The organism is Fischerella sp., assembly GCF_013388695.1.
GTDB lineage: Bacteria > Cyanobacteriota > Cyanobacteriia > Cyanobacteriales > Nostocaceae > PCC9605.
The window spans coordinates 1-19,906 of the sequence record NZ_JACAEU010000085.1 but is presented as its reverse complement, the minus strand read 5'-3'; the positions used below and the strand labels follow the sequence as shown (position 1 = coordinate 19,906).

The following is a 19,906-nucleotide window of genomic DNA, read 5'->3' as shown; positions in this document are numbered from 1 at the left end:
GTTTGCCTATATACACTCTTGTTAAGTATTGGATAGTTAAAAACACGACTTAATCCCCAATACCCGATCCTAATCCCTAATCCCCAATCCCTCTTCTTCCTCATCCAACATCAATTCTGGAGTTTGAACTACAAACGGTAAATCAGCGCCTAATATACCCCGCTTGATCCTTTCTAGTGTCTCTGGAAAAACCACAAACAGAGGATATATGGTATTTGTTCCCTCGCTTAAAATATGCTTGTAACGAGGAGGCATTAACCACTCATAGTCTTTGTCCAGACAAACTTGTGTTTGTCGCCAGCGTCCTAAAAAATCTGAAAAATCTTCATGGGGACGATGAATAAAGACAAGAATTTCGGCTTCCGTTTTGATTTTCCATTCCGGATCGCACATCAGAATTGCCACATCACACGGTAGGGAAATTGTCTTACCCGTGGTTGTTGCTTCCCCACGCAAACGCACAATTGGCAAAGGTATGGTGATGATGCTTTCGTCTGGACGCCGCAGACTGGGAATCATTTCTAAGTATGGACGATGTTGCTTGAGTAGGGCGATCGCACCAATATTATTGCTGTACTCAGCTAAACTCATTTCATAATGAGATTTTCTTAGGGTCATGATAAAAATTATGAATTATGAATTATGAATTATGAATTATTACTTTTATTTTTAAATGAAGGATGAAAAAAATAATGTTAATCTTTCATCCTTTATGATTAATTTTCTCTTAGCCCAGCTTTTCAAATACCTTGAACAAAGGCAGATACATCGACATCAAAATAGTACCAACCATTCCCCCTAAAACCACAATCATAATTGGCTCTAAAACGCTAGTTAATGCCTTGACTGCCTGTTCTACTTCATCTTCATAAAAATCAGCAACTTTCATTAACATCCCATCTAATTCTCCAGTTTCCTCCCCAATACTAATCATCTGAATTGCCATAGGAGGAAAAACCTTCTCTTTTTGTAAAGCCAGACTAATCATCCCTCCTTGTTGAATTTCTGCACGCGCTGCATCTATAGCATTGGCAACTACCTGATTACCGGAAGTATCCCGCACAATTTCCAAGGAAGTCAGAATTGGGACACCTGAACGAGTCAAAGCACCAAAAGTGCGGCTAAAACGGGCAACTGATGACTTTTGAATTAAGTCACCAAACAACGGCATTTTTAGAGAAATACGGTCGATTGTTTCCTTTCCAACACGAGTTTTGTAGTACTGTTTGTAAGCAAATGCTATTGCCATCAAAAATCCAACAAACACAAAAATTCGCCAACTTCGTAAAACTTCACTACAAAACATCATGAATTGAGTCAAGGGTGGTAATTCTGTTCCTAATTCCTCAAAAATTTTGGCAAAGATGGGAATCAGAAAAACCGTCATACCGACAAAGATGGCGATCGCTATAATACTGACAGCAACTGGATAAGCCATCGCTGATTTGATTTGGTTTTGTAATCGGGCAACATCTTCTAATAACTTGGCTAAGCGATTTAGTACTTCATCTAAAACACCACCAACTTCACCAGCCTGAACCATACTGACATACAACCCATCAAAGCAGTCAGGATGTTTACGCATTGCATCTGAAAGGTTTACCCCATTTTGAACTTCACCACTAATATCCAAAAGGGATTGTTTTAATTTAGGATTACTACACTGCTCGGAAAGTACCCCTAAGCTTCTGACTATTGCTACTCCTGCATTCACCAAAGCGGCAAATTGACGAGAAAAAACTGCTTTATCTTTAACAGAAACCTTGACTAATGATGTCTGAAATTTTTTCAGATCAAAGCCTTGAAATTTTTTCAGTTCTTGAACAACCAAACCCTGTTGTCTGAGGTTCGTACGGGCTTGTGCTAAATTTTCTGCAACAATTTTTTCGGTTCTTGATTTTCCTTGCGAATCTCGAACACGGGCAACGAATGTAGGCATTTCCTCTATACGTGGGGAAGTTTACTATTAGTATTTATTAGTTGTTGGTGATTAGTTATTTGGAAATCACTAGCAAAATCCAAACAACAACGAACTACCAAAAAACAACTCATTTTTAATGCGCTTTTACAGTTCCACCAGCACCAGGTTTTGTAGCCGTAGGTGGTGGCGCAGCACCGATGAGACGCTGCACTTCATCTGGTTTAGAAGTCTTAGACATTGCTGCTTCAAAAGAGATAGTTCCTGCCTTATAAAAATCAGCTAAAACTTTCTCCAGAGTTTGCATTCCTAATTTGCCACCAGTTTGAATAGCCGAGTAAATTTGTGCTGTTTTGCCTTCACGAATCAAGTTAGAAATAGCCGGAGTAACTACCATAATTTCCTGCGCCATCACCCGACCAAATTCACCTGGTTTGGGATTTTTTTTAGGAACTAAAGTTTGGCTAAACACCGCGACTAGCGAGTTAGATAACTGCACTCGCACCTGGGTTTGTCTTTCATGGGGGAAAACGTCGATGATCCGGTCAACTGTCTGCGCCGCTGAACTAGTGTGCAAAGTACCAAATACTAGGTGTCCTGTTTCTGCGGCGGAAATAGCTAAGGAAATTGTTTCTAAGTCCCGCATTTCACCCACCAAGATAATATCTGGATCTTCCCGCAACGCAGCTTTCAAAGCATTAGCAAAGCTCTTGGTATCTTCACTTAATTGCCTTTGGTGGATAAGACTTTTTATTGGTTCGTAAACAAACTCTATTGGGTCTTCCACCGTCAAAATATGTTCTGCCCGGGTACGGTTAATCAGATCGATCATTGCTGCTAGGGTAGTTGTCTTACCAGAACCCGTTGGGCCCGTAACTAAAATCAGTCCTCGGGGCTTTTCTGACATTTCTCGCACTACATCAGGCAGACCTAATTTTTCAAAGTTAGGAATCTTAGAACTCAATGCCCGCAAGCAAGCAGCGTAGGTTCCGCGTTCTTTGTAAACATTGACGCGGAAACGTGCTAATCCCTTTACACCATAAGAACAATCTAACTCCCAAGTCTGCTCTAATGTTTTGCGTTGGGAGTTATTAAGCATACTGAAAATCAACCTTTGACACTGATCGCCAGACAAAGGCTCATCGCCAATGGGAGTGAGTTTGCCACTGATGCGGAAATAAGGAGGCAAACCAGCGGATAAATGCATATCTGAGCCACCCATTTCAATCATTTGCTCCATTAAATCTTCAATCATCATTTCCATAGTTTTTTTCCTTTTTTATTTGTTGATTGTTGCTAGTTGATTGTTAGTGGTTAGTGGTTAGTAGTTAGTTGTTTTCAAATGACCATTAACTCTTGACCCTTGACTCTTGACTAATGACTAATCTTGAAATCGTGGTGTCATGCAGTAAGGACAATCTAACCATTCAGGCTGCAATCCAGCATTACAAGTCCGGCAAGTAAGACTGCTCTTGCGTTTGGCTTTCAACTCAGCTTCTAAACCTGTATCTGTGAAGGTGACTCGTTCTACTTCTTCTAGGGTGGTTGAACCTTGGCGCACTAAGTCCAAGCTGTACGACAGCAAGGTTTTCATGCCCTCTTCGACTGCTACCTCTTTGATGCGTTCTGTTGGTGCTTCTTCATTGATGAGGGTTTGCAGATTTTCGCTAATTCGCATTACCTCATAAACACCACAACGTCCTTTGTAGCCCACGCCATTACAAGTTGGACAGACATGACCTTTGCCGCCTTTGGCTTCTTGAATTTGCTCTGTGGTGAGAGTGTTGGCTTTGTAGAAAGTTACTCCTACTTCTTGCGAAGCTGACAAACCATAACGAGCGAGTTCTTCCACTGTGGGAGTATAGGGAATACGACACTCAGGACATACACGCCGCACCAAACGCTGTGCTAAAACGCCAATCAGTGAACTAGAAATCATGAAAGGTTCAATGCCCATTTCTCCCAAACGGGCGATCGCACCAGGCGCATCATTGGTGTGCAATGTAGTTAAGACTAAATGCCCTGTTAATGCTGCCTCGATCGCTGTTTTTGCTGTTTCCTTGTCTCGTGTCTCACCTACCAGCAGCACATCTGGATCTTGCCGCAAGAAAGCCCGCAAAGCAGTCGCAAAATCTAACCCTTTTTCCCGAATTACCTGTACTTGAGTAATTCCCGGTAAGCTGTACTCGATCGGATCTTCTACAGTACTGATATTAATTCCAGGATCGTTTCTTTCTGCCAGTGCCGAATACAGCGATGTTGTTTTACCAGAACCTGTTGGTCCCGTTACCAAAATGAGACCAAAAGGACGGCTGACCATTTCCTGGACAATCTGTAAAGTCTCTGGATCGGTGATTAACTTATCCAAACCGAGTTGGGTTGCAGAGTTATCCAAAATCCGCAGTACTACCTTTTCCCCGTAGCGACTGGGCAAGGTATTAACGCGGAAGTCTACCTTACGCCCCTCGAACATCCTTCTGATGCGTCCATCTTGGGGTAAACGCCGTTCAGCAATATCTAGGTTGGCGATAATCTTAAACCGAGCGGTAACGGCAGGAATGATTTTTTTCGGCAGAGGGTCAAAAGCCTCACGCAACACCCCATCCTTGCGAAAGCGAATGCGGAGGTTTTCTTCTTGGGGTTCGATATGAATATCAGAAACCTTCTCATGCAGTGCTTTTGCCAGGATTCTGTTAACCAGATTGATCACAGGGGCATCTTCTGCACTCTTCATCGCCGCCCCCAAGTCAGCCTCGGCTTCTTCTGGGGCGTCGTCTAAGTTGAGATTTTCTAGGTTTTCTAAATCTTGATTGATGTCAGTAAATTTTTCTTGTTCTATGTGCTTTTGGCGAACAGCCAAATCATCCAAGTATGAGTTGATGAGCTGCTGGTAATCTTCCTGAGTAATTACCATACGCTGCAATGCCAAGCCTTGGGGGCGCAAGATGCGATTCAGGTCATCCGAAGCTTCTAGATTATCTGGATCGACCATCGCCACCAAAACTGAGGGTGGGTTTTGGTCTTCATGTTTTGTCAGTGGTACTAGGCGGTGACGACGGCATATATCTACTGGGATTAGCGTATCAATTAGATTGGCTAACGTTGTGTTGCCTACTGGGCTAATTTCCGGATCGAGGAATTCAACACCGTAAAGTATTTTAAGTTCAAATAACTGTTGCTTCTTGTACTGTCTAAGTAACTCTGGTGATAATTGTCGCCCCGATATTGATTCGAGTACTTCGGTCAAAGGTCTGCCTGACTTGCGGCTTTCAATCAGGGCTTGTCTCATCTGGTCGCTATTAACAAAGCCAGATTGTACAAGCTTATTGCCGAAGGGCGAAAATTCTGTTCTAGTGGAGAGAGCGGTACTACGCCGTTGTGGTGACGAGTAAGTCATAAATCAGCTATACATAGCGGAAACCTCTGATTAGAGTATTCCCAAGCTGAGAGTGAGAATTTACATATTCACTTAATTAAAATCGAGTCAACCAGTTGCGGCAATAAATTACTTCCCCATAGCTGTGAGGAAGAGGAATTAAGAAAATAACCTATTGATAAAAAGATTAAATATATTTGAGTGAATCTACTGAAAACAGTTAATACCAGAGGACTTAAGACTAGAAAACAATCGCGATCGCCCAAACAAAAGGAGCCTAAATTACCGCAAGATATATGCGTCTGCGCTAAGGCGCTCAGCATTTGTCAAAATAGATGACGGTGACATTACTTCCAGCAAATGTTGGCAACAAAATACGCCTATTTTTGCCAGCCAACAATAGACCTTTTGCAAAAGCAGCTTTTGCAAGACGGTGGGATAAGGGTAAAAGGAAATGAGTTTTCCAATGCCTTTAACCTTGTCCCAACTTCTGTAAGAAGTCCAAAGGCTATCTGCCTCACAGATTCAATGGCTGCAACATGAAGGTGATTTGCCGTATTCAGCATCTGGGATGAGTACATAGTACATAATGATGGACGAAGATAAACAGGTAAACAATACTAGCAAGCAATTGGGTGAACCAACAGAGGTCAAGCAAGCAATGAACAGTGACTCCCCAGTTCCAATGAATGTTAACGAACCTGGCAGCGAGGTAACAGAGCAAGTGGCAGCCCAAACTAGCGTACCCGAAGAAACAGTTACGCCCAGTCAGGACAATGGGGTTGCTGCCACAGAGACACAAGCAGTTGACACAGCTGCCATAGCACAAATGAGTCAACAAATTGAGTCTCTCAAAGCGCAGCTAGAAGAGCGTAACACTCAATATATGCGGATCGCGGCGGATTTTGAGAATTACCGCAAACGTACGATCAAAGAAAAAGAAGATTTAGAAGTACAGATGAAGCGGAATGCGATTACTGAATTACTACCAGTAGTCGATAATTTCGAGCGGGCGCGAGCGCAAATTAAACCCCAAAACGATGGGGAAATGGCAATTCACAAAAGTTATCAAGGTGTTTACAAACAATTAGTAGATTGCCTGAAGCGTTTGGGTGTATCGCCGATGCGTCCTGAAGGTCAACCATTCGATCCCAACCTGCACGAAGCAGTAATGCGGGAACATACTGATGAATATCCTGAAGGAACAGTGTTAGAAGAGTTAGTACGCGGATATTACTTGGGCGATCGCGTGCTGCGCCATGCAATGGTTAAGGTGGCTGCTCCGAAAGAAGATATGCCGTCTTCAGAGGAAAATCAGTCTCCTCCAGAAAATAGTTAAAAAGCTACTGGGTTTTTGTCATTTGTCCTACCCTGCACCCTAGTAGGGTGTCTACGCCAGTCCCCCATCTGGCACCAAGCCCTACTCTACGAGAAGCCGCTTACGCGTCTACGGGTTCGCCACGTTGCCATCTCGGCAGAAGCCAAGACGGCAAGTGGTTTCACCAAGACGGGGGCTAGTCTCACCGCGCTGCGCGCGTCTACATGGGGGAGAACCCCTATAAGTGCGCGCTGAATCACCGCCCGGAGGGCGTCTACATGGGATGAACCACGGCGACGGCGCTTAAAGTTCGGACACAGGAGAATCCCTACCCGAACACGCGCCTCCCCTTTGCAACGCGCTGTCTCCCCAAAACCGCACTGGCTCATCGCTAGTGCGTCTATGTCATTTATCAAAAGTTTAACAGTCCAAAACTAATGACTAATGACTAATGACTAATGACTATTTATGACCAAAACTGCCTGAAAAACTAAGGTCAGCATCGCATTCAAAAACGTAAACAAGGTAGTCCGCGAAACTCACGCCCGAAGTTTAGTAGCCTTCCCCAGTGGAAACGCTAACGGAGAAACAATTTCTAGCGTCAAAACACCGCCCAGAAAAATTTCCTCCGTCAGATACCGCTTATACTTCGGTAAATAATTACTCAGTAAAAATACTCGTACACATGGGAAAAGTTATTGGGATCGACTTAGGCACTACCAATAGTTGCGTCGCAGTTTTGGAAGGTGGTCAACCTATCGTTATCGCCAATTCAGAAGGCGGACGAACCACACCTAGTATTGTAGGTTTTGGCAAAGGCGGTGAGCGCTTAGTCGGTTCGCTGGCAAAGCGCCAAGCTGTAACTAATGCTGAGAACACAATCTACAGTATCAAGCGATTTATCGGTCGTCGTTGGGATGACACCGAAACAGAACGCACTCGCGTACCCTATAACTGTGTCAAAGGTCGAGATGATACCGTTGATGTTCAAATTCGCGGACGTAACTACACACCGCAAGAAATTTCCGCGATGATTCTGCAAAAACTCAAACAGGATGCGGAAAACTTTTTAGGTGAATCAGTAACTCAAGCAGTGATTACCGTACCTGCTTATTTCACAGATGCTCAAAGACAAGCGACTAAAGATGCTGGCACAATTGCTGGACTAGAGGTACTGCGGATCATCAACGAACCAACCGCTGCGGCTTTAGCTTTTGGCCTAGACAAACAAGATCAAGAACAACTAATTCTTGTCTTTGACTTGGGGGGTGGCACCTTCGACGTATCCATTCTGCAACTAGGGGATGGAGTGTTTGAAGTAAAGGCGACTAGTGGTAACAACCACCTAGGTGGAGACGATTTTGATAACTGTATCGTCTGTTGGATGAGAGATGTATTTATCCAGCAAGAGAAAATAGACCTTTCCCAAGATAAGATGGCTTTGCAACGTCTACGGGAGGCAGCAGAAAAGGCCAAGATAGAACTCTCCAGCATGGTGAATACCTCAATTAACTTGCCGTTTATCACTGCTGATGAAACAGGGCCCAAACATCTGGAGATGGAACTTACCCGTGCCAAATTTGAAGAACTGACGGGTCATTTGATTGAAGCCACTATTGAACCTATGGTTCAGGCCTTGAAAGATGCAGACCTCAAACCACAAGCCATCGATCGCATTATTTTAGTGGGCGGTTCTACACGCATTCCTGCTGTACAAAACGCCTTAATAAAATTTTTTAATGGCAAAGCTCCCGATCGCTCTATTAATCCTGACGAAGCAGTTGCATTAGGAGCTGCCATCCAAGCTGGAGTGCTTGCTGGTGAAGTAGATAATCTCCTCTTATTGGATGTTACACCTCTGTCACTGGGAATTGAAACTTTAGGAGAAGTGTTCACTAAAATTATCGAACGTAATACCACAATTCCGACTAGTAAATCTCAAATTTTTTCCACAGCCGTTGATGGACAAACTTCGGTAGAAATTCATGTTCTCCAAGGTGAACGGGCAATGGCACGGGATAACAAAAGTTTAGGCAAATTCCTACTTGCGGGAATTCCCCCAGCCCCCCGTGGCGTACCGCAAATCGAAGTCAGTTTTGAAATCGATGTCAATGGCATCCTGAAAGTATCCGCACAAGATAAAGGTACAGGTAGAGAGCAGAGTATTCGGATAACCAACACAGGTGGCTTGAGTACCAGCGAAGTGGAACGAATGCGGCAAGAAGCCGAGATGTTTGCCGAAGAAGACAGAAAACGCATAGAAATGGCGGCGCTCAAAAACCAAGCGGATAATTTGTTGTACAGCTACGAATCGACCTTAAAAGATAATGGCAACCTGATTGGCGAGCAAATGAAAACTCTTGCAGATGAAAAACTCGCCCAGTTGCAGGTAGTCATGGCTAATTCGAGTATTTCTGTAGCAGAATTCAAACAGTGCCTGGATGACTTCCAGCAAACTCTGTTTACCATTGGTGCCGAAGTCTACAACCGCGTTAATGATGGCCAAGTCGATCATGCTCCCTCCGCAGCAGATAGTTCTGCTCCTGAACAATCTGAACCACCCAATAGCACACTTACACCGCAATTTAACTTTGATTTTGAAGAGGAAAATACCCTACAGGCTGATTATGAAGCGATAGATTGAAAGATGTTGGTAGTTAGTAGTTAGTAGTTAGTAGTTAATCTTTCCCACTAACCACTATCCACTATCCAGTACCCATTTTTGCTAGATTGTAGAAATGATTAGCTTTGTCAGGAGTTAAAAACTCTAGCTGAATTGATTAAAAAACAGATGAACTCTCAGGGTAATGGGGGGTTTTCCGTACCTTTTGGTGCGGCTAGCCCCTCTGATTGGTAGGCAGAGTTTTTCCCTAGTACGTAGCACAATTGTAAAAGAGACAGCCTCAGGCCAAAGCTTTTATCGTCTTTTACGGCAGTCGCCACAACGGGGGAAACTTCGCAATGCGCTGGCTCAGGAACCACAGCAAGTGCTCATGAGGGTCTGCGGAGTCCCCACGAAGTGTGGGGTTGGGGGTCTTCCCCCAAGACCGCACTGCCTCCTCAAGGCCGCGCTGGTACCCTGCACTCCCAGGGCGTAGCCCTTCTCGTAAATGTAGATGCCCTACGGGCCTACAAAAACCTCCAAAAACGCGCTGCCTTACGAAGAAAGCACCTGTTGCTGGTGATTTGCTGGTGATTTATGTAAAAGGTAAAAGGTAAAATCAATTATTAATAAAATTTAACCGTTGCCTTCTGCCTGTTCGAATTTCATCAGAGGCTTAAGCCGCCGCACTATTGTAAGGAAGCCATAACTCAATCGAGTTGTCAATCCACGCCTGGTGCGTCTACAAATTTCTCCCTGCATAGCTGCTTTCTACCTTTTAACTTTCACCTTTGCTATATGGCCCGCGACTACTACGAAATTCTGGGTGTCTCTCGTGACGCCGATAAAGAAGAAATCAAACAAGCCTATCGCCGCTTAGCCCGGAAGTATCACCCAGATGTGAACAAAGAACCGGGAGCCGAGGAACGCTTTAAAGAAATCAACCGCGCCTATGAGGTACTCTCAGAATCAGAAACCCGCGCTCGTTATGACCGCTTTGGTGAAGCTGGAGTCTCAGGTGCGGCTGGTGTCGGCTACCAAGATGTTGATATGGGAGGTTTTGCCGATATCTTTGAAAGCATCTTCAGTGGCTTTGCCGGTGGTATGGGTACTCAAGCGCAAAGACGACGCAGTGGCCCGGTTAGGGGTGACGATCTGCGCCTAGACCTGAAGTTAGATTTTCGAGAAGCGGTATTTGGTGGTGAAAAGGAAATTCGTATTTCGCATTTAGAGACTTGTGAAGCGTGTGGCGGCTCGGGTGCAAAGCCAGGAACTCGCCCTCGCACTTGTTCGACTTGTAGTGGTTCGGGTCAAGTACGCCGCGTCACTAGAACGCCATTTGGCAGTTTTACCCAAGTCTCGACCTGTCCAACCTGTAATGGTACGGGTACTGTTATAGAAGACAAATGCGATGCTTGTGATGGCAAGGGTGCAAATCAGGTTACAAAGAAACTCAAAATTACTATTCCGGCTGGCGTAGACAATGGTACGCGCTTGCGGATATCTGGAGAAGGAGATGCCGGTCAACGTGGTGGGCCGCCTGGAGATTTGTACGTCTACTTATTTGTCAATGAAGACGCAGAATTTCAGCGGGATGGTATAAACATTCTCTCGGAAATCAAAATTAGCTATCTCCAGGCTATTTTAGGTTCCCGCTTTGAGATCAATACGGTAGACGGGCCAGTCGAACTGACAATTCCACCCGGAACCCAGCCAAATACAGTGATGAAGTTGGAAAGTCGTGGTGTGCCACGTTTGGGTAATCCAGTCAGCCGAGGCGACCATATGATTACAGTATTAATTGATATTCCCAATAAGATAACTCCTGAGGAACGAGAATTGCTAGAAAAGCTAGCTAAAATTAGAGGAGAGCGTACTGGTAAAGGCGGTATAGAAGGTTTTTTGGGCAATTTTTTTCACCAACGATGAGTCTATCTTCTCTCTCAACTCCTGATGCTCAACTTGACTTGCGCGGCACCCCCTGCCCAATTAATTTTGTACGCACAAAACTCCGTTTGGAGCAAATGCAACCAGGGGGTTTACTAGAAGTCTGGCTAGACCCCGGCGAACCAATTGAGCAAGTTCCTGATAGCCTGACAATGGCAGGTTATCAGGTTGAACAAGTCACAGACTGCACTAGCTATTTTTCTTTGTTAGTACGCCGTCCCGCTACCACCTCATGACAGAGGAAACACCAGAACACACTCTCACTTTGTTGGGTACGGTGTTAGCCGTGCAGGCGAATTATTACAAAGTACAGCTAGATATAGGAATGGGAAAGCGGGAGAGTGGGAGAGTGGGAGAACCGGAGAGTGGGAGAGTGAGAGTAATTCCCCCCACCTCCCTATCCCCCCATCTCCCTATCCTCTTATGTACCCGCAGAACCCGCCTGAAAAAAATTGGGCAACAGGTAATGGTAGGCGATCGCGTTGTCGTAGAAGAACCAGACTGGACTGGCAAAAGAGGTGCGATCGCTGATGTCCTACCCCGAAAAAACCAATTGGATCGTCCGGCGATCGCTAATGTCAACCAAATTATGTTGGTGTTTGCTGTTGCCGATCCGCCTCTAGAACCATACCAACTCAGCCGCTTTCTGGTTAAAGCTGAGTCTTCTACAAGTTTAGATGTAGTTTTATGCCTAAATAAAAGTGATTTAATCTCAACAGAACAGCAGGTAGAAATAAATGAACGTCTTGTAAGTTGGGGTTATCAGCCAATATTTATTAGCGTGTACAAAAGTATAAATATTGACAAAACAGCCAACCTACTTAAAGATAAGATTACCGTTGTTGCTGGACCTTCAGGAGTTGGTAAGTCCAGTTTAATCAATATTTTGATTCCTAATGTTAATCTACGCATAGGTGAAATTTCTGGCAAACTCGCTCGCGGTCGTCACACTACACGCCATGTAGAATTATTTGAATTGCCAAAAGGTGGTTTGCTGGCGGATACTCCCGGTTTTAATCAGCCTGACTTAGATTGTCAGCCAGAAGAATTAGCAAATTATTTCCCGGAAGCTAGGGAGAGATTAGCAGTTGCTAGCTGTCGGTTCAGTGACTGCCTGCATCGAGATGAGCCTGGATGTGCTGTGCGGGGAAACTGGGAACGCTACCAGCATTATTTGGAGTTTTTGGAAGAAGCGATCGAGCGTCAAACCCAGCTTAACCAACAAGCTGCTCCTGAATCTACCGTGAAGGTAAAAACTAAAGGCAAGGGCCAGACTCAGTACGAACCAAAGTTAGAAAGTAAAAAATATCGACAAAAATCTCGGCGCACTCAACTGCAAGAACTTGAGCAGTTGTATGAGGAAAGTGAGGAAACTTAGAGGCTATTTATAACAAAATATTCCCTGCCGTCGCCGCCGGATTTCATGCTGTCGCGCCCGACCTACGCGGCTTTGGCGAAACGGAGGCGCCGCCGGAAATCGAAAGCTATTCGCTCAAAAATCTGACTTCGGCTGACTCAGCAGGGGCGACAGAAATTGCCCTAAAAAGAAACTGGTGGTAATGCCGCTTGGAACCCTGCCTCGAAACGCATCAGGAGTCACAGAAGTCAGACAAAGATTCATATTCGGCATGAGTAGCCCTAATCCTATACCCGCGATCGCTAACCCCACTAGCACGACTGCATAGCCGATCGCCCAACCGATCAATCCATACCCCAGCGCCATGTTGACAAACGCAATACCGTAAATTGCAATAAACCCTAAACGAGCTTTGACCCAAACCCATGAATCCTGCCTGTAAACCCAGGAATTGTGCCCGTGCAGATCCGCTCTCGCCATAGTTCAATTGAATTTTTTACTCTTTCCAAGTCCTATAATATGGGCGGCTTCCGCATAGTTTATGCCATTGGTAATGCTGAGTTAATTCGTGCTTTGCGTCAAGTCAAAGCAGCAATTGATTTTAATCAGTATCGCGGAATTTTAAATGGGGCGATCGCAGCCCTCAGCGGGCCGCAAGATGGCGTCAAAACAGCTGTCAATACCTTCCGCCAACGCCGGGATGTCTTTGTTAATGCTTTACATCGCATTGGTTGGCAACTTCCCAAACCTAAAGCCACAATGTACGTTTGGGCAAAGTTACCAGAACCTTGGAGCCAAGATTCTGTAGAATTCTGTACTCAACTAGTCGAAAAAACAGGAGTAGCAGCGTCACCTGGTGCTGGTTTTGGCAAATTCGGGGAAGGCTATGTTCGCTTTGCCTTAGTGCACGAGCCACAAGTGTTAGAAACTGCTGTACGGAGAATTGCGGAGTTTTTGTAGCTATATTATCAAGTCACGCCTAATGTGAATTACAAGTATGTAAAACATGTTCCGATCAAGAAAGCGATCGCAAGAGAATTTTCCAATGTTTAAGCCACCATACCTATATGGGCAGCGACGATCTGCCAAGTTCCGCTCGAAGAGACAGCACTTTCTATTTGCTTGGGCAGAAGAATCCCCACTTCAACGGTTATTACTTGAGGTTCCACATCTGCCTCTTGATCAGCCATTCTCCTGAGTCCTCTCTGTGGAGAAGCCAGGTCTTCGTGGCTTTGAATGAATTCGTCGCCCCATCAGCGTAGGCGACAGTGTTCACATTGGCCTGCGCAATTCCATATACCCATCGATCATCGATCCGTAGAGCATCAAGGGGTATCGATTGAACAGTCCATTTCGCGACATCATAGTCCTTCTGTTCGCTCTTTAAGATCTCGTCTGGACCGTGCTCAGGCTCCGACCCGGGTGGAATCCGAATCGCGTCTGCGGCAAATAGCTTCCCATAGGCTACCGAATCGTTGGCGCTAACGGCTGCTTGATATTTCTCACACATTGCCTTGAGAATTTCGTTCGCATCAATCATAGTTTCTGCCTCCTTGGCTAGCTTGCTCTCTCCCGATGCATAACAGGTGAGCAAAATTGGTATAACCGAAGCCGATTCTTGCACCGATCGTCACGGGAGGATTTTCGCACTGTCTAACGTCGTTAAACTCATCGACGCAAGACTAATTTTGATTGACATACTCACCGTCCTAAAGGAGCGGTGAGTATGTCAACTAGCTCATGCTGATTTGAGTAGGGCTAATCTCACCGAGGCTAATCTAAGTGGAGCCGATTTAGCTAAAGCAAACTTAACAGGTGCTAATTTTAGCAAGGCAGTCTTGACAGGTGCTAATCTCTGCCTAGCTAAACTTACTGGAGCTAACTTTAGTTGGGCTAAGCTTGAAGGAGCAATTATTACCTGGACTGACCTCGATGCCAACTTCAGCCACGCTGATCTTACGAATGCCGATCTAACAAGGTCTCATCGTAGTGATGGCAACTTTTATCAAGCCAAGCTTCCCGATAGTAAATAGGAATGTAGACAGCGATCGCATTTTTGCATTTTTGTTATTTTATTGTGCTGCTTGCAATTCCTGCAATTTAGCCAATACAGCCTGGACATGACCTTTCACTTTCACATTCGACCAAACATAAGCTAACTCACCATCAGGGGCAATTAAAAAAGTTGACCGCACCACACCCATATATTCTTTGCCCATGAATTTTTTTAACTGCCACACACCATAGGTTTCACATACTTGGTGTTCTGGATCGCTCAATAGTTGTAGTGACAAATTGTGCTTGTTAATAAATTTGCAATGAGACTTTTCACTATCGGGACTAATGCCAGCAATTTTAGCCCCCAGGGCGCTGAACTCTTGAGAAAATTCGCTAAATTCTTTGGCTTCAGTCGTACAACCGGGGGTGTCATCTTTTGGATAAAAGTAGAGGACAAGCCAATTTGATTGAAAATCACTCAGGCTGACTGAATTACCATTTTGATCGGGGGCAGTAAAATCAGGTGCTTTTTCTCCTGCTTGGGGAATATCTTGGAGTGAAGGCATTATTTATTTTAAGTTCAGCTGAGAAAATAGTATCATCCGCTGAACTAGATGCGATCGTAAGTTATGAAATTAAAAAAGGCTGTTGTCATTGGTGGTAGTATCGCGGGTTTGCTAGCGGCGCGTGTACTTGCAGAACATTGTGATTCAGTCATAATTGTGGAACGCGATCGCCTACCTTTGCAACCGCAGATGCGTAAAGGTGTACCACAATCAGCGCAGCCCCATGTTTTATTGGTGCGAGGATACAGGATTTTAGAGGAACTTTTCCCCAGTATCGGTTCACAGTTGAGTGCTGCTGGTGCGCTTACCCTTGATTGGATGCGGGAGTTTCATTTTTTCACCCAAGGCCGATGGAGCAAAAATGCTGTTGTACCTTCTGAAATTGTTTCCTTGACTTGCTCTCGTCCCTTGCTAGAATGGGCAATCCGCCAGCGACTGGCTGAGTTTTCTCAGGTGCAGTTTGTCGAACAACATCGGGCGATCGCCTTGCTGACAAACCCCAGTCAAACCCAAGTTACGGGTGTAAAATTGCAATCTCTTGCGGGCGAGGGTTTAAAAGAGTTGTCAGCTGACTTAATAATTGATGCTAGCGGTCGTCGTTCCCATGCACCCCAGTGGCTAGAAAATATCGGATTTACACCACCACCAGAAACCATAGTTAACCCATTTTTGGGATATGCCACCAGACGTTACAAACAGCCAGAAGATTTTGCTGAAGATTGGAAGGTCATGCTGATTACCCAAGAACCCCCAAAAAATACTCGCTTGGGGTATTTAGCCAAGATTGAAGGTGGAGAATGGATAGCTACTCTTGGTGGTTATGGGCGTGACTTTCCGCCGCTGGACAATCAGGGTTTTTTGGCATTCGCCCGCAGTTTATCTAGTCCCAGATTTTATGAAAGCATCAAGGATGCGGAACCAGCCTCGCCGATCTATGCCCATCGTGCCACTGCAAATCGGCTGCGTCACTATGAAAAAATTAACATGCCTGGGGGCTTTGTGGTATTAGGCGATGCAGTTTGTGCCTTGTGTCCGGTTTATGGTCAAGGAATGACAGTCAGTGCTTTATCAGCAATGCTTCTCAAAGACTGGCTAAGTGATACTGAACTTCAGCCTTCACGCTTCCAAAAAAACTTGGCAAAAAGTAATTCTTTTCACTGGATGCTAGCTACAACACAAGACTCTCGTTTTCTTACCACATTAGGTAGAAAGGAACCTAGTTGGGCTAATAAACTTTTGGTTTGGTACAATCAAACGCTTATTGAAAGCAGCAATGTGGATACCGAATTGCGTACTTTATTTGTAGAAATTACCCACTTACTCAAATCACCTCTAACTTTTTATCATCCCCAAGTTGTATTTCGTGTACTCACACAAAAGAAAATTTCTAGCAATTTGAGTTAATTGGTAAATTTGTAGTAGCTCTTTTAGAGCTTTGTATAACAAAGAATTATTTTATGAACATTGACATAATTCACCGAATAAATATACTCAAAGTGTACTATTGATGGCACAAGTCGCATGACATGGACATCATTAAGACAACGGATTAACCAACTGCCGCTCGTTCTTGCAGGGCCAATTTTGCGACGCACCGAGCCTAATGGTGTTACTGTGTGGATAGTTTTAAAAGAAAGCCGCAATGTCACTCTCAAAATATTTGATACTAATAAAAAAATATTACTTATCGGGAGTAAAAATACAATTCCATTAGGCATTAATTTACATGTAGCCGCTGTGACTGCCAAAAATAATACTAATGTGCTTTTATACGATGAAAATTATCTCTATGATTTAGAATTTGGTAATGGAGAAACGCTTAGTACTCCTGGTATTTTAAATCCCCAAGGCTCAATCGCAGATATTACATATCCTCAATATGATTTGCCAAGTTTTGGGATGGTGCCTAATGATTTAAAAGATTTACGCATCATTCATGGTTCTTGTCGGAAGCCACATAGTGAAGGCTTAGATGCAATGGCAGCTTTAGACAAGATGATTAAAGAAGCGTTAGTACAAGACCCAAAAAAACGACCACATCAACTCTTTCTTACTGGGGATCAAATCTATGTAGATGATGTCGCAGATGCCTTACTTTTCATGTTAATGGATGCAGGTCAAACCCTGTTGGGATGGTCGGAAACATTACCAGATGTCACAAATCCGCAAGAGTTAAATCCTGGTCAGCGCAATTATTTAGCAACGCATACTGCCGGATTAACGGCAAGTATGAATAAAATTAACCGAATTTCTAATATTGCCAAAAGTCATTTATTCACGTTTGGCGAATTTTTTACAATGTATTTATTCGCCTGGAGTGAGATTTTGTGGCCTAAACCTGAAGATTTACCAACATTTGCAGATGCAATTCAGAATTTGCCATTACTTGCAAGTAGTAAAACTTTATTTCAAGAAGAACTTGAGTATTTAAAAAACTTTCAAAAAACCCTCAAAGAAATCAGGCGTGCCTTAGCTAATATTCCCACTTACATGATATTTGATGACCATGAAATTACCGATGATTTTTATCTAAACATGGCATGGTGCGATCGCGTTCTCAGTAAACCTCTGGGCAGACGCATTGTGCAAAATGGTATGCTTGCTTATGCTATCTGCCAAGCTTGGGGAAATACACCCCAAGAGTTTGAGGATGATAAACCAGGAGCAGCATTATTGAAAGCTGCTGTAGCATGGTCAACTTCACAAGGTCAAAACTCACAACACGAACAGGAAATTACTCGGCGCGTTGGTTTACCATCCCTTGCTGAGATAAAAAACAGCAGGCAACTAACCCATACAGATGCTTCCCTACAGTGGCATTACACCGTTACTGGGCCAGGATATGAAGTCATAGTACTAGATACTCGTACCTGGCGGGCATTTCCAGGTAAAGACTTTGATTTTCCTTCACTTTTGAGCGAAGCAGGTTGCGATCGCCAAATATCAAAAGTGGTTCGCCCCAAAGATGCAAAAGTAACTTTAGTAATATCACCAGGGCCTGTCATTGGTGTACCTCTTTTAGAAACTATCCAAAAGACAGCTAAAACTTTCGCCGAAAATTTAGGTAGTGCTGCTTGGGGTTTCGATCCAGAAGCTTGGGGTTTAGAAGCAAATGCTTTTGAAAGACTGCTTGCATCTTTGGCTCCACGAGCATTACCAGCAAAGCAAAATCGTGTAATTGTCTTATCAGGAGATGTACACTACAGTTTTGCTGCTCGCTTGCAATATGCTGCAACACGTCCTTTTCAACATTCAGAAAATTTTAACACTGAACTTATTGTTGTTCAATTTACTAGTAGCTCCTTGAAGAATGAAGACAGTGGCGCGGGTGGGAGTCATTCATTGCACAAAAAAGGTTTCATCCCGATTGAAGCAATCAACCATCTGCCAACAGCAGAGATTGTTGGGTGGGAAAATCAAGGCACAAAAGAACTAGAAATTGGTGTCATATATACTTTTGCTGACCAAATCTTGCAATGCATACCCTGGAAAATCAAAACTAATCCTGCCGTAGTAGATTTAATTAAAGAACGCAGTTGGTTTAAAGCATTCCAAATCATTAAACAACCCGAGTGGTGGTATCGAATTGATTTTTTATTAGGAAAATATGAAAAAGTGAACGAACCACCAGATTCTCATATTCTCCAGCCTCAATCTGTAACTGCGCCCCTACCAGGACAAAACCGCAAGCCAGCGTTAGAAAAGTATTTGGCAATGGCAAAAAATCATCGTGATTATCGGGGCAAATGGGGAGATGGTAAAGAAATTGTGGGAGTAAATAATCTTGGTGAAATCACTTTTGAATTCGTTGATGATAAAGAGATGGCTGTACAAACTCTCTGGTGGCGACTGGAAAGTCGAGAAAAAGGCAAGTTTTTGGAACCTTTCCCATTAACTCGGTATGAAGCATCGCTGGAATTTGACGATCGAGAACATCCAATTGATGATGTCTTGAAAAAGGAGACAAACATTGGGTATGGGTAATAGGTAATAGGTCATTGGTAAGGGACTTCCAAATAAAAAAATATATAATTCTTCTTGTGGGGTGGACATCCTGTCCGCCATGACTAAGGGCGGGCGAGACGCCCACCCCACAAGAAGGGATAATTTGTTTCTTGGTAATTCCTAATGGGAAGAAAATTATTAAGCCGTACTTACAGTGGAATATAAACTGATTAAACGGAATAAAATATAGCGTTTATTAAGCAACTGAGGTACACCTAAATCTTTTTTACCAAGGTTAGTAGTTTTGAAAACGTACCTCACCAGGTCGGAAACCGCTATATAACTCCTCATTTACAACTCTCTATTTCTAGCATCTAGAAACTTAAGTTGATGGTACAAACAACTAATCAGTGGTAAATTCACACCTGCGGAAACAGCTTTCCTTAAAGGATTACCAAAAATCGCTTCTATCTCCAAAGGGCGGCGATAGTACATGATTTTGCATCGATACAGTCATTTTAATGGGTTAATTAATAAATGTTGATAGTAGAGTGAGCATTGCTAGCCCTGTTAAAGTGTAACCTTTAACATCGAGTTTTCTTTGTGTCTACCCTGCAGGAAGCCGAAGAAGGCGCGTCTATGTGTCTTTGTGGTGAAAAAATAAATTTTATTAACCACCAAGACACTAAGATACCAAGGTCATTGCAGGTAAATTATTTTGATTCATCTTCCATTCTCGATTCTCGACATTCACAAGTCATATAGGACTAGTATTTGATTTTTGAAAAGATACGTAGGGGAGGCAAAAAGGGGTGTGGATTTTCCTCCCCCTTTATTGCCGTTGCGTTACGCCAAAGGCTAACGCACCATTCTATGTTT

16 protein-coding genes and 3 pseudogenes are annotated in these 19,906 nt (G+C 43.8%); 10 read left to right on the top strand and 9 right to left on the bottom strand.

Features of this window, described 5'->3' with window-relative positions; all coding sequences use genetic code 11:
• Positions 1 to 69 precede the first annotated feature (69 nt).
• The 4 genes from HXY43_RS11435 to HXY43_RS11420 form a co-directional block, all read right to left on the bottom strand.
• Positions 70 to 618 carry a hypothetical protein gene (locus HXY43_RS11435; RefSeq protein ID WP_026734295.1) on the bottom strand — a complete coding sequence of 183 codons (549 nt, stop codon included), beginning with the start codon at positions 616 to 618 and terminating at the stop codon, positions 70 to 72.
• Between the two features lie 109 nt (positions 619 to 727).
• On the bottom strand, positions 728 to 1,939 hold the full coding sequence (locus HXY43_RS11430; RefSeq protein ID WP_290883324.1) for a type II secretion system F family protein: 1,212 nt from the start codon (positions 1,937 to 1,939) through the stop codon (positions 728 to 730).
• 115 nt (positions 1,940 to 2,054) lie between these two features.
• The gene (locus HXY43_RS11425; RefSeq protein ID WP_290883323.1) at positions 2,055 to 3,182 is read right to left on the bottom strand and encodes a type IV pilus twitching motility protein PilT; all 1,128 of its coding nucleotides are present in this window, start codon (positions 3,180 to 3,182) and stop codon (positions 2,055 to 2,057) included.
• A 117-nt stretch (positions 3,183 to 3,299) separates the two neighbouring features.
• Complete coding sequence (locus HXY43_RS11420; RefSeq protein ID WP_290883321.1) at positions 3,300 to 5,315, bottom strand: type II/IV secretion system protein; 2,016 nt, start codon at positions 5,313 to 5,315, stop codon at positions 3,300 to 3,302.
• A 571-nt stretch (positions 5,316 to 5,886) separates the two neighbouring features.
• On the opposite strand from HXY43_RS11420, the gene grpE reads away from it, so the two are divergent.
• From grpE to rsgA, 5 genes are all read left to right on the top strand, one after another.
• Positions 5,887 to 6,633, top strand: a complete 747-nt coding sequence (gene grpE / locus HXY43_RS11415) for a nucleotide exchange factor GrpE (RefSeq protein WP_026734290.1) — start codon at positions 5,887 to 5,889, stop codon at positions 6,631 to 6,633.
• 664 nt (positions 6,634 to 7,297) lie between these two features.
• On the top strand, positions 7,298 to 9,256 hold the full coding sequence (gene dnaK / locus HXY43_RS11410; protein ID WP_290883347.1) for a molecular chaperone DnaK: 1,959 nt from the start codon (positions 7,298 to 7,300) through the stop codon (positions 9,254 to 9,256).
• 756 nt (positions 9,257 to 10,012) lie between these two features.
• The gene (gene dnaJ, locus HXY43_RS11405; RefSeq protein ID WP_026734288.1) at positions 10,013 to 11,143 is read left to right on the top strand and encodes a molecular chaperone DnaJ; all 1,131 of its coding nucleotides are present in this window, start codon (positions 10,013 to 10,015) and stop codon (positions 11,141 to 11,143) included.
• Complete coding sequence (locus tag HXY43_RS11400; protein WP_026734287.1) at positions 11,140 to 11,397, top strand: sulfurtransferase TusA family protein; 258 nt, start codon at positions 11,140 to 11,142, stop codon at positions 11,395 to 11,397. The genes dnaJ and HXY43_RS11400 overlap by 4 nt, the downstream gene beginning before the upstream one ends.
• Positions 11,394 to 12,539, top strand: a complete 1,146-nt coding sequence (gene rsgA / locus HXY43_RS11395) for a small ribosomal subunit biogenesis GTPase RsgA (protein ID WP_290883320.1) — start codon at positions 11,394 to 11,396, stop codon at positions 12,537 to 12,539. Before HXY43_RS11400 ends, rsgA begins: the two co-directional genes overlap by 4 nt.
• Positions 12,540 to 12,653: 114 nt before the next feature.
• On the opposite strand, the gene HXY43_RS11390 is transcribed toward rsgA, so the two are convergent.
• Positions 12,654 to 12,998, bottom strand: a complete 345-nt coding sequence (locus HXY43_RS11390; RefSeq protein ID WP_290883319.1) for a hypothetical protein — start codon at positions 12,996 to 12,998, stop codon at positions 12,654 to 12,656.
• Between the two features lie 3 nt (positions 12,999 to 13,001).
• Here HXY43_RS11390 and HXY43_RS11385 point away from each other — a divergent pair.
• Positions 13,002 to 13,478 (top strand): annotated as a pseudogene (locus HXY43_RS11385) (aminotransferase class I/II-fold pyridoxal phosphate-dependent enzyme); the annotation flags it as partial.
• A gap of 89 nt (positions 13,479 to 13,567) precedes the next feature.
• On the opposite strand, the gene HXY43_RS11380 reads toward HXY43_RS11385, so the two are convergent.
• Both HXY43_RS11380 and HXY43_RS11375 read right to left on the bottom strand, forming a co-directional pair.
• Positions 13,568 to 13,708: a hypothetical protein gene (locus HXY43_RS11380; protein ID WP_155960474.1), complete on the bottom strand. Its 141-nt coding sequence runs from the start codon at positions 13,706 to 13,708 to the stop codon at positions 13,568 to 13,570.
• On the bottom strand, positions 13,672 to 14,058 hold the full coding sequence (locus tag HXY43_RS11375) for a DUF4440 domain-containing protein (RefSeq protein ID WP_026734274.1): 387 nt from the start codon (positions 14,056 to 14,058) through the stop codon (positions 13,672 to 13,674). Before HXY43_RS11375 ends, HXY43_RS11380 begins: the two co-directional genes overlap by 37 nt.
• A 199-nt stretch (positions 14,059 to 14,257) precedes the next feature.
• On the opposite strand from HXY43_RS11375, the pseudogene HXY43_RS11370 reads away from it, so the two are divergent.
• Both HXY43_RS11370 and HXY43_RS11365 read left to right on the top strand, forming a co-directional pair.
• Positions 14,258 to 14,422: pseudogene (locus HXY43_RS11370) on the top strand (pentapeptide repeat-containing protein); the annotation flags it as partial.
• Positions 14,423 to 14,428: 6 nt separating this feature from the next.
• On the top strand, positions 14,429 to 14,551 hold the full coding sequence (locus HXY43_RS11365) for a pentapeptide repeat-containing protein (protein WP_290883346.1): 123 nt from the start codon (positions 14,429 to 14,431) through the stop codon (positions 14,549 to 14,551).
• 39 nt (positions 14,552 to 14,590) lie between these two features.
• Here HXY43_RS11365 and bcp read toward each other — a convergent pair whose 3' ends face one another.
• Complete coding sequence (gene bcp / locus HXY43_RS11360; protein ID WP_290883318.1) at positions 14,591 to 15,082, bottom strand: thioredoxin-dependent thiol peroxidase; 492 nt, start codon at positions 15,080 to 15,082, stop codon at positions 14,591 to 14,593.
• A 63-nt stretch (positions 15,083 to 15,145) separates the two neighbouring features.
• Here bcp and HXY43_RS11355 point away from each other — a divergent pair, with 63 nt between their 5' ends.
• Complete coding sequence (locus HXY43_RS11355; protein WP_290883317.1) at positions 15,146 to 16,486, top strand: monooxygenase; 1,341 nt, start codon at positions 15,146 to 15,148, stop codon at positions 16,484 to 16,486.
• 117 nt (positions 16,487 to 16,603) lie between these two features.
• Positions 16,604 to 19,066, top strand: a complete 2,463-nt coding sequence (locus HXY43_RS11350) for a hypothetical protein (RefSeq protein ID WP_290883316.1) — start codon at positions 16,604 to 16,606, stop codon at positions 19,064 to 19,066.
• 312 nt (positions 19,067 to 19,378) lie between these two features.
• Here HXY43_RS11350 and HXY43_RS11345 read toward each other — a convergent pair.
• A pseudogene (locus HXY43_RS11345) lies at positions 19,379 to 19,510 on the bottom strand (ketopantoate reductase C-terminal domain-containing protein); the annotation flags it as partial.
• Between the last annotated feature and the right edge of the window lie 396 nt (positions 19,511 to 19,906).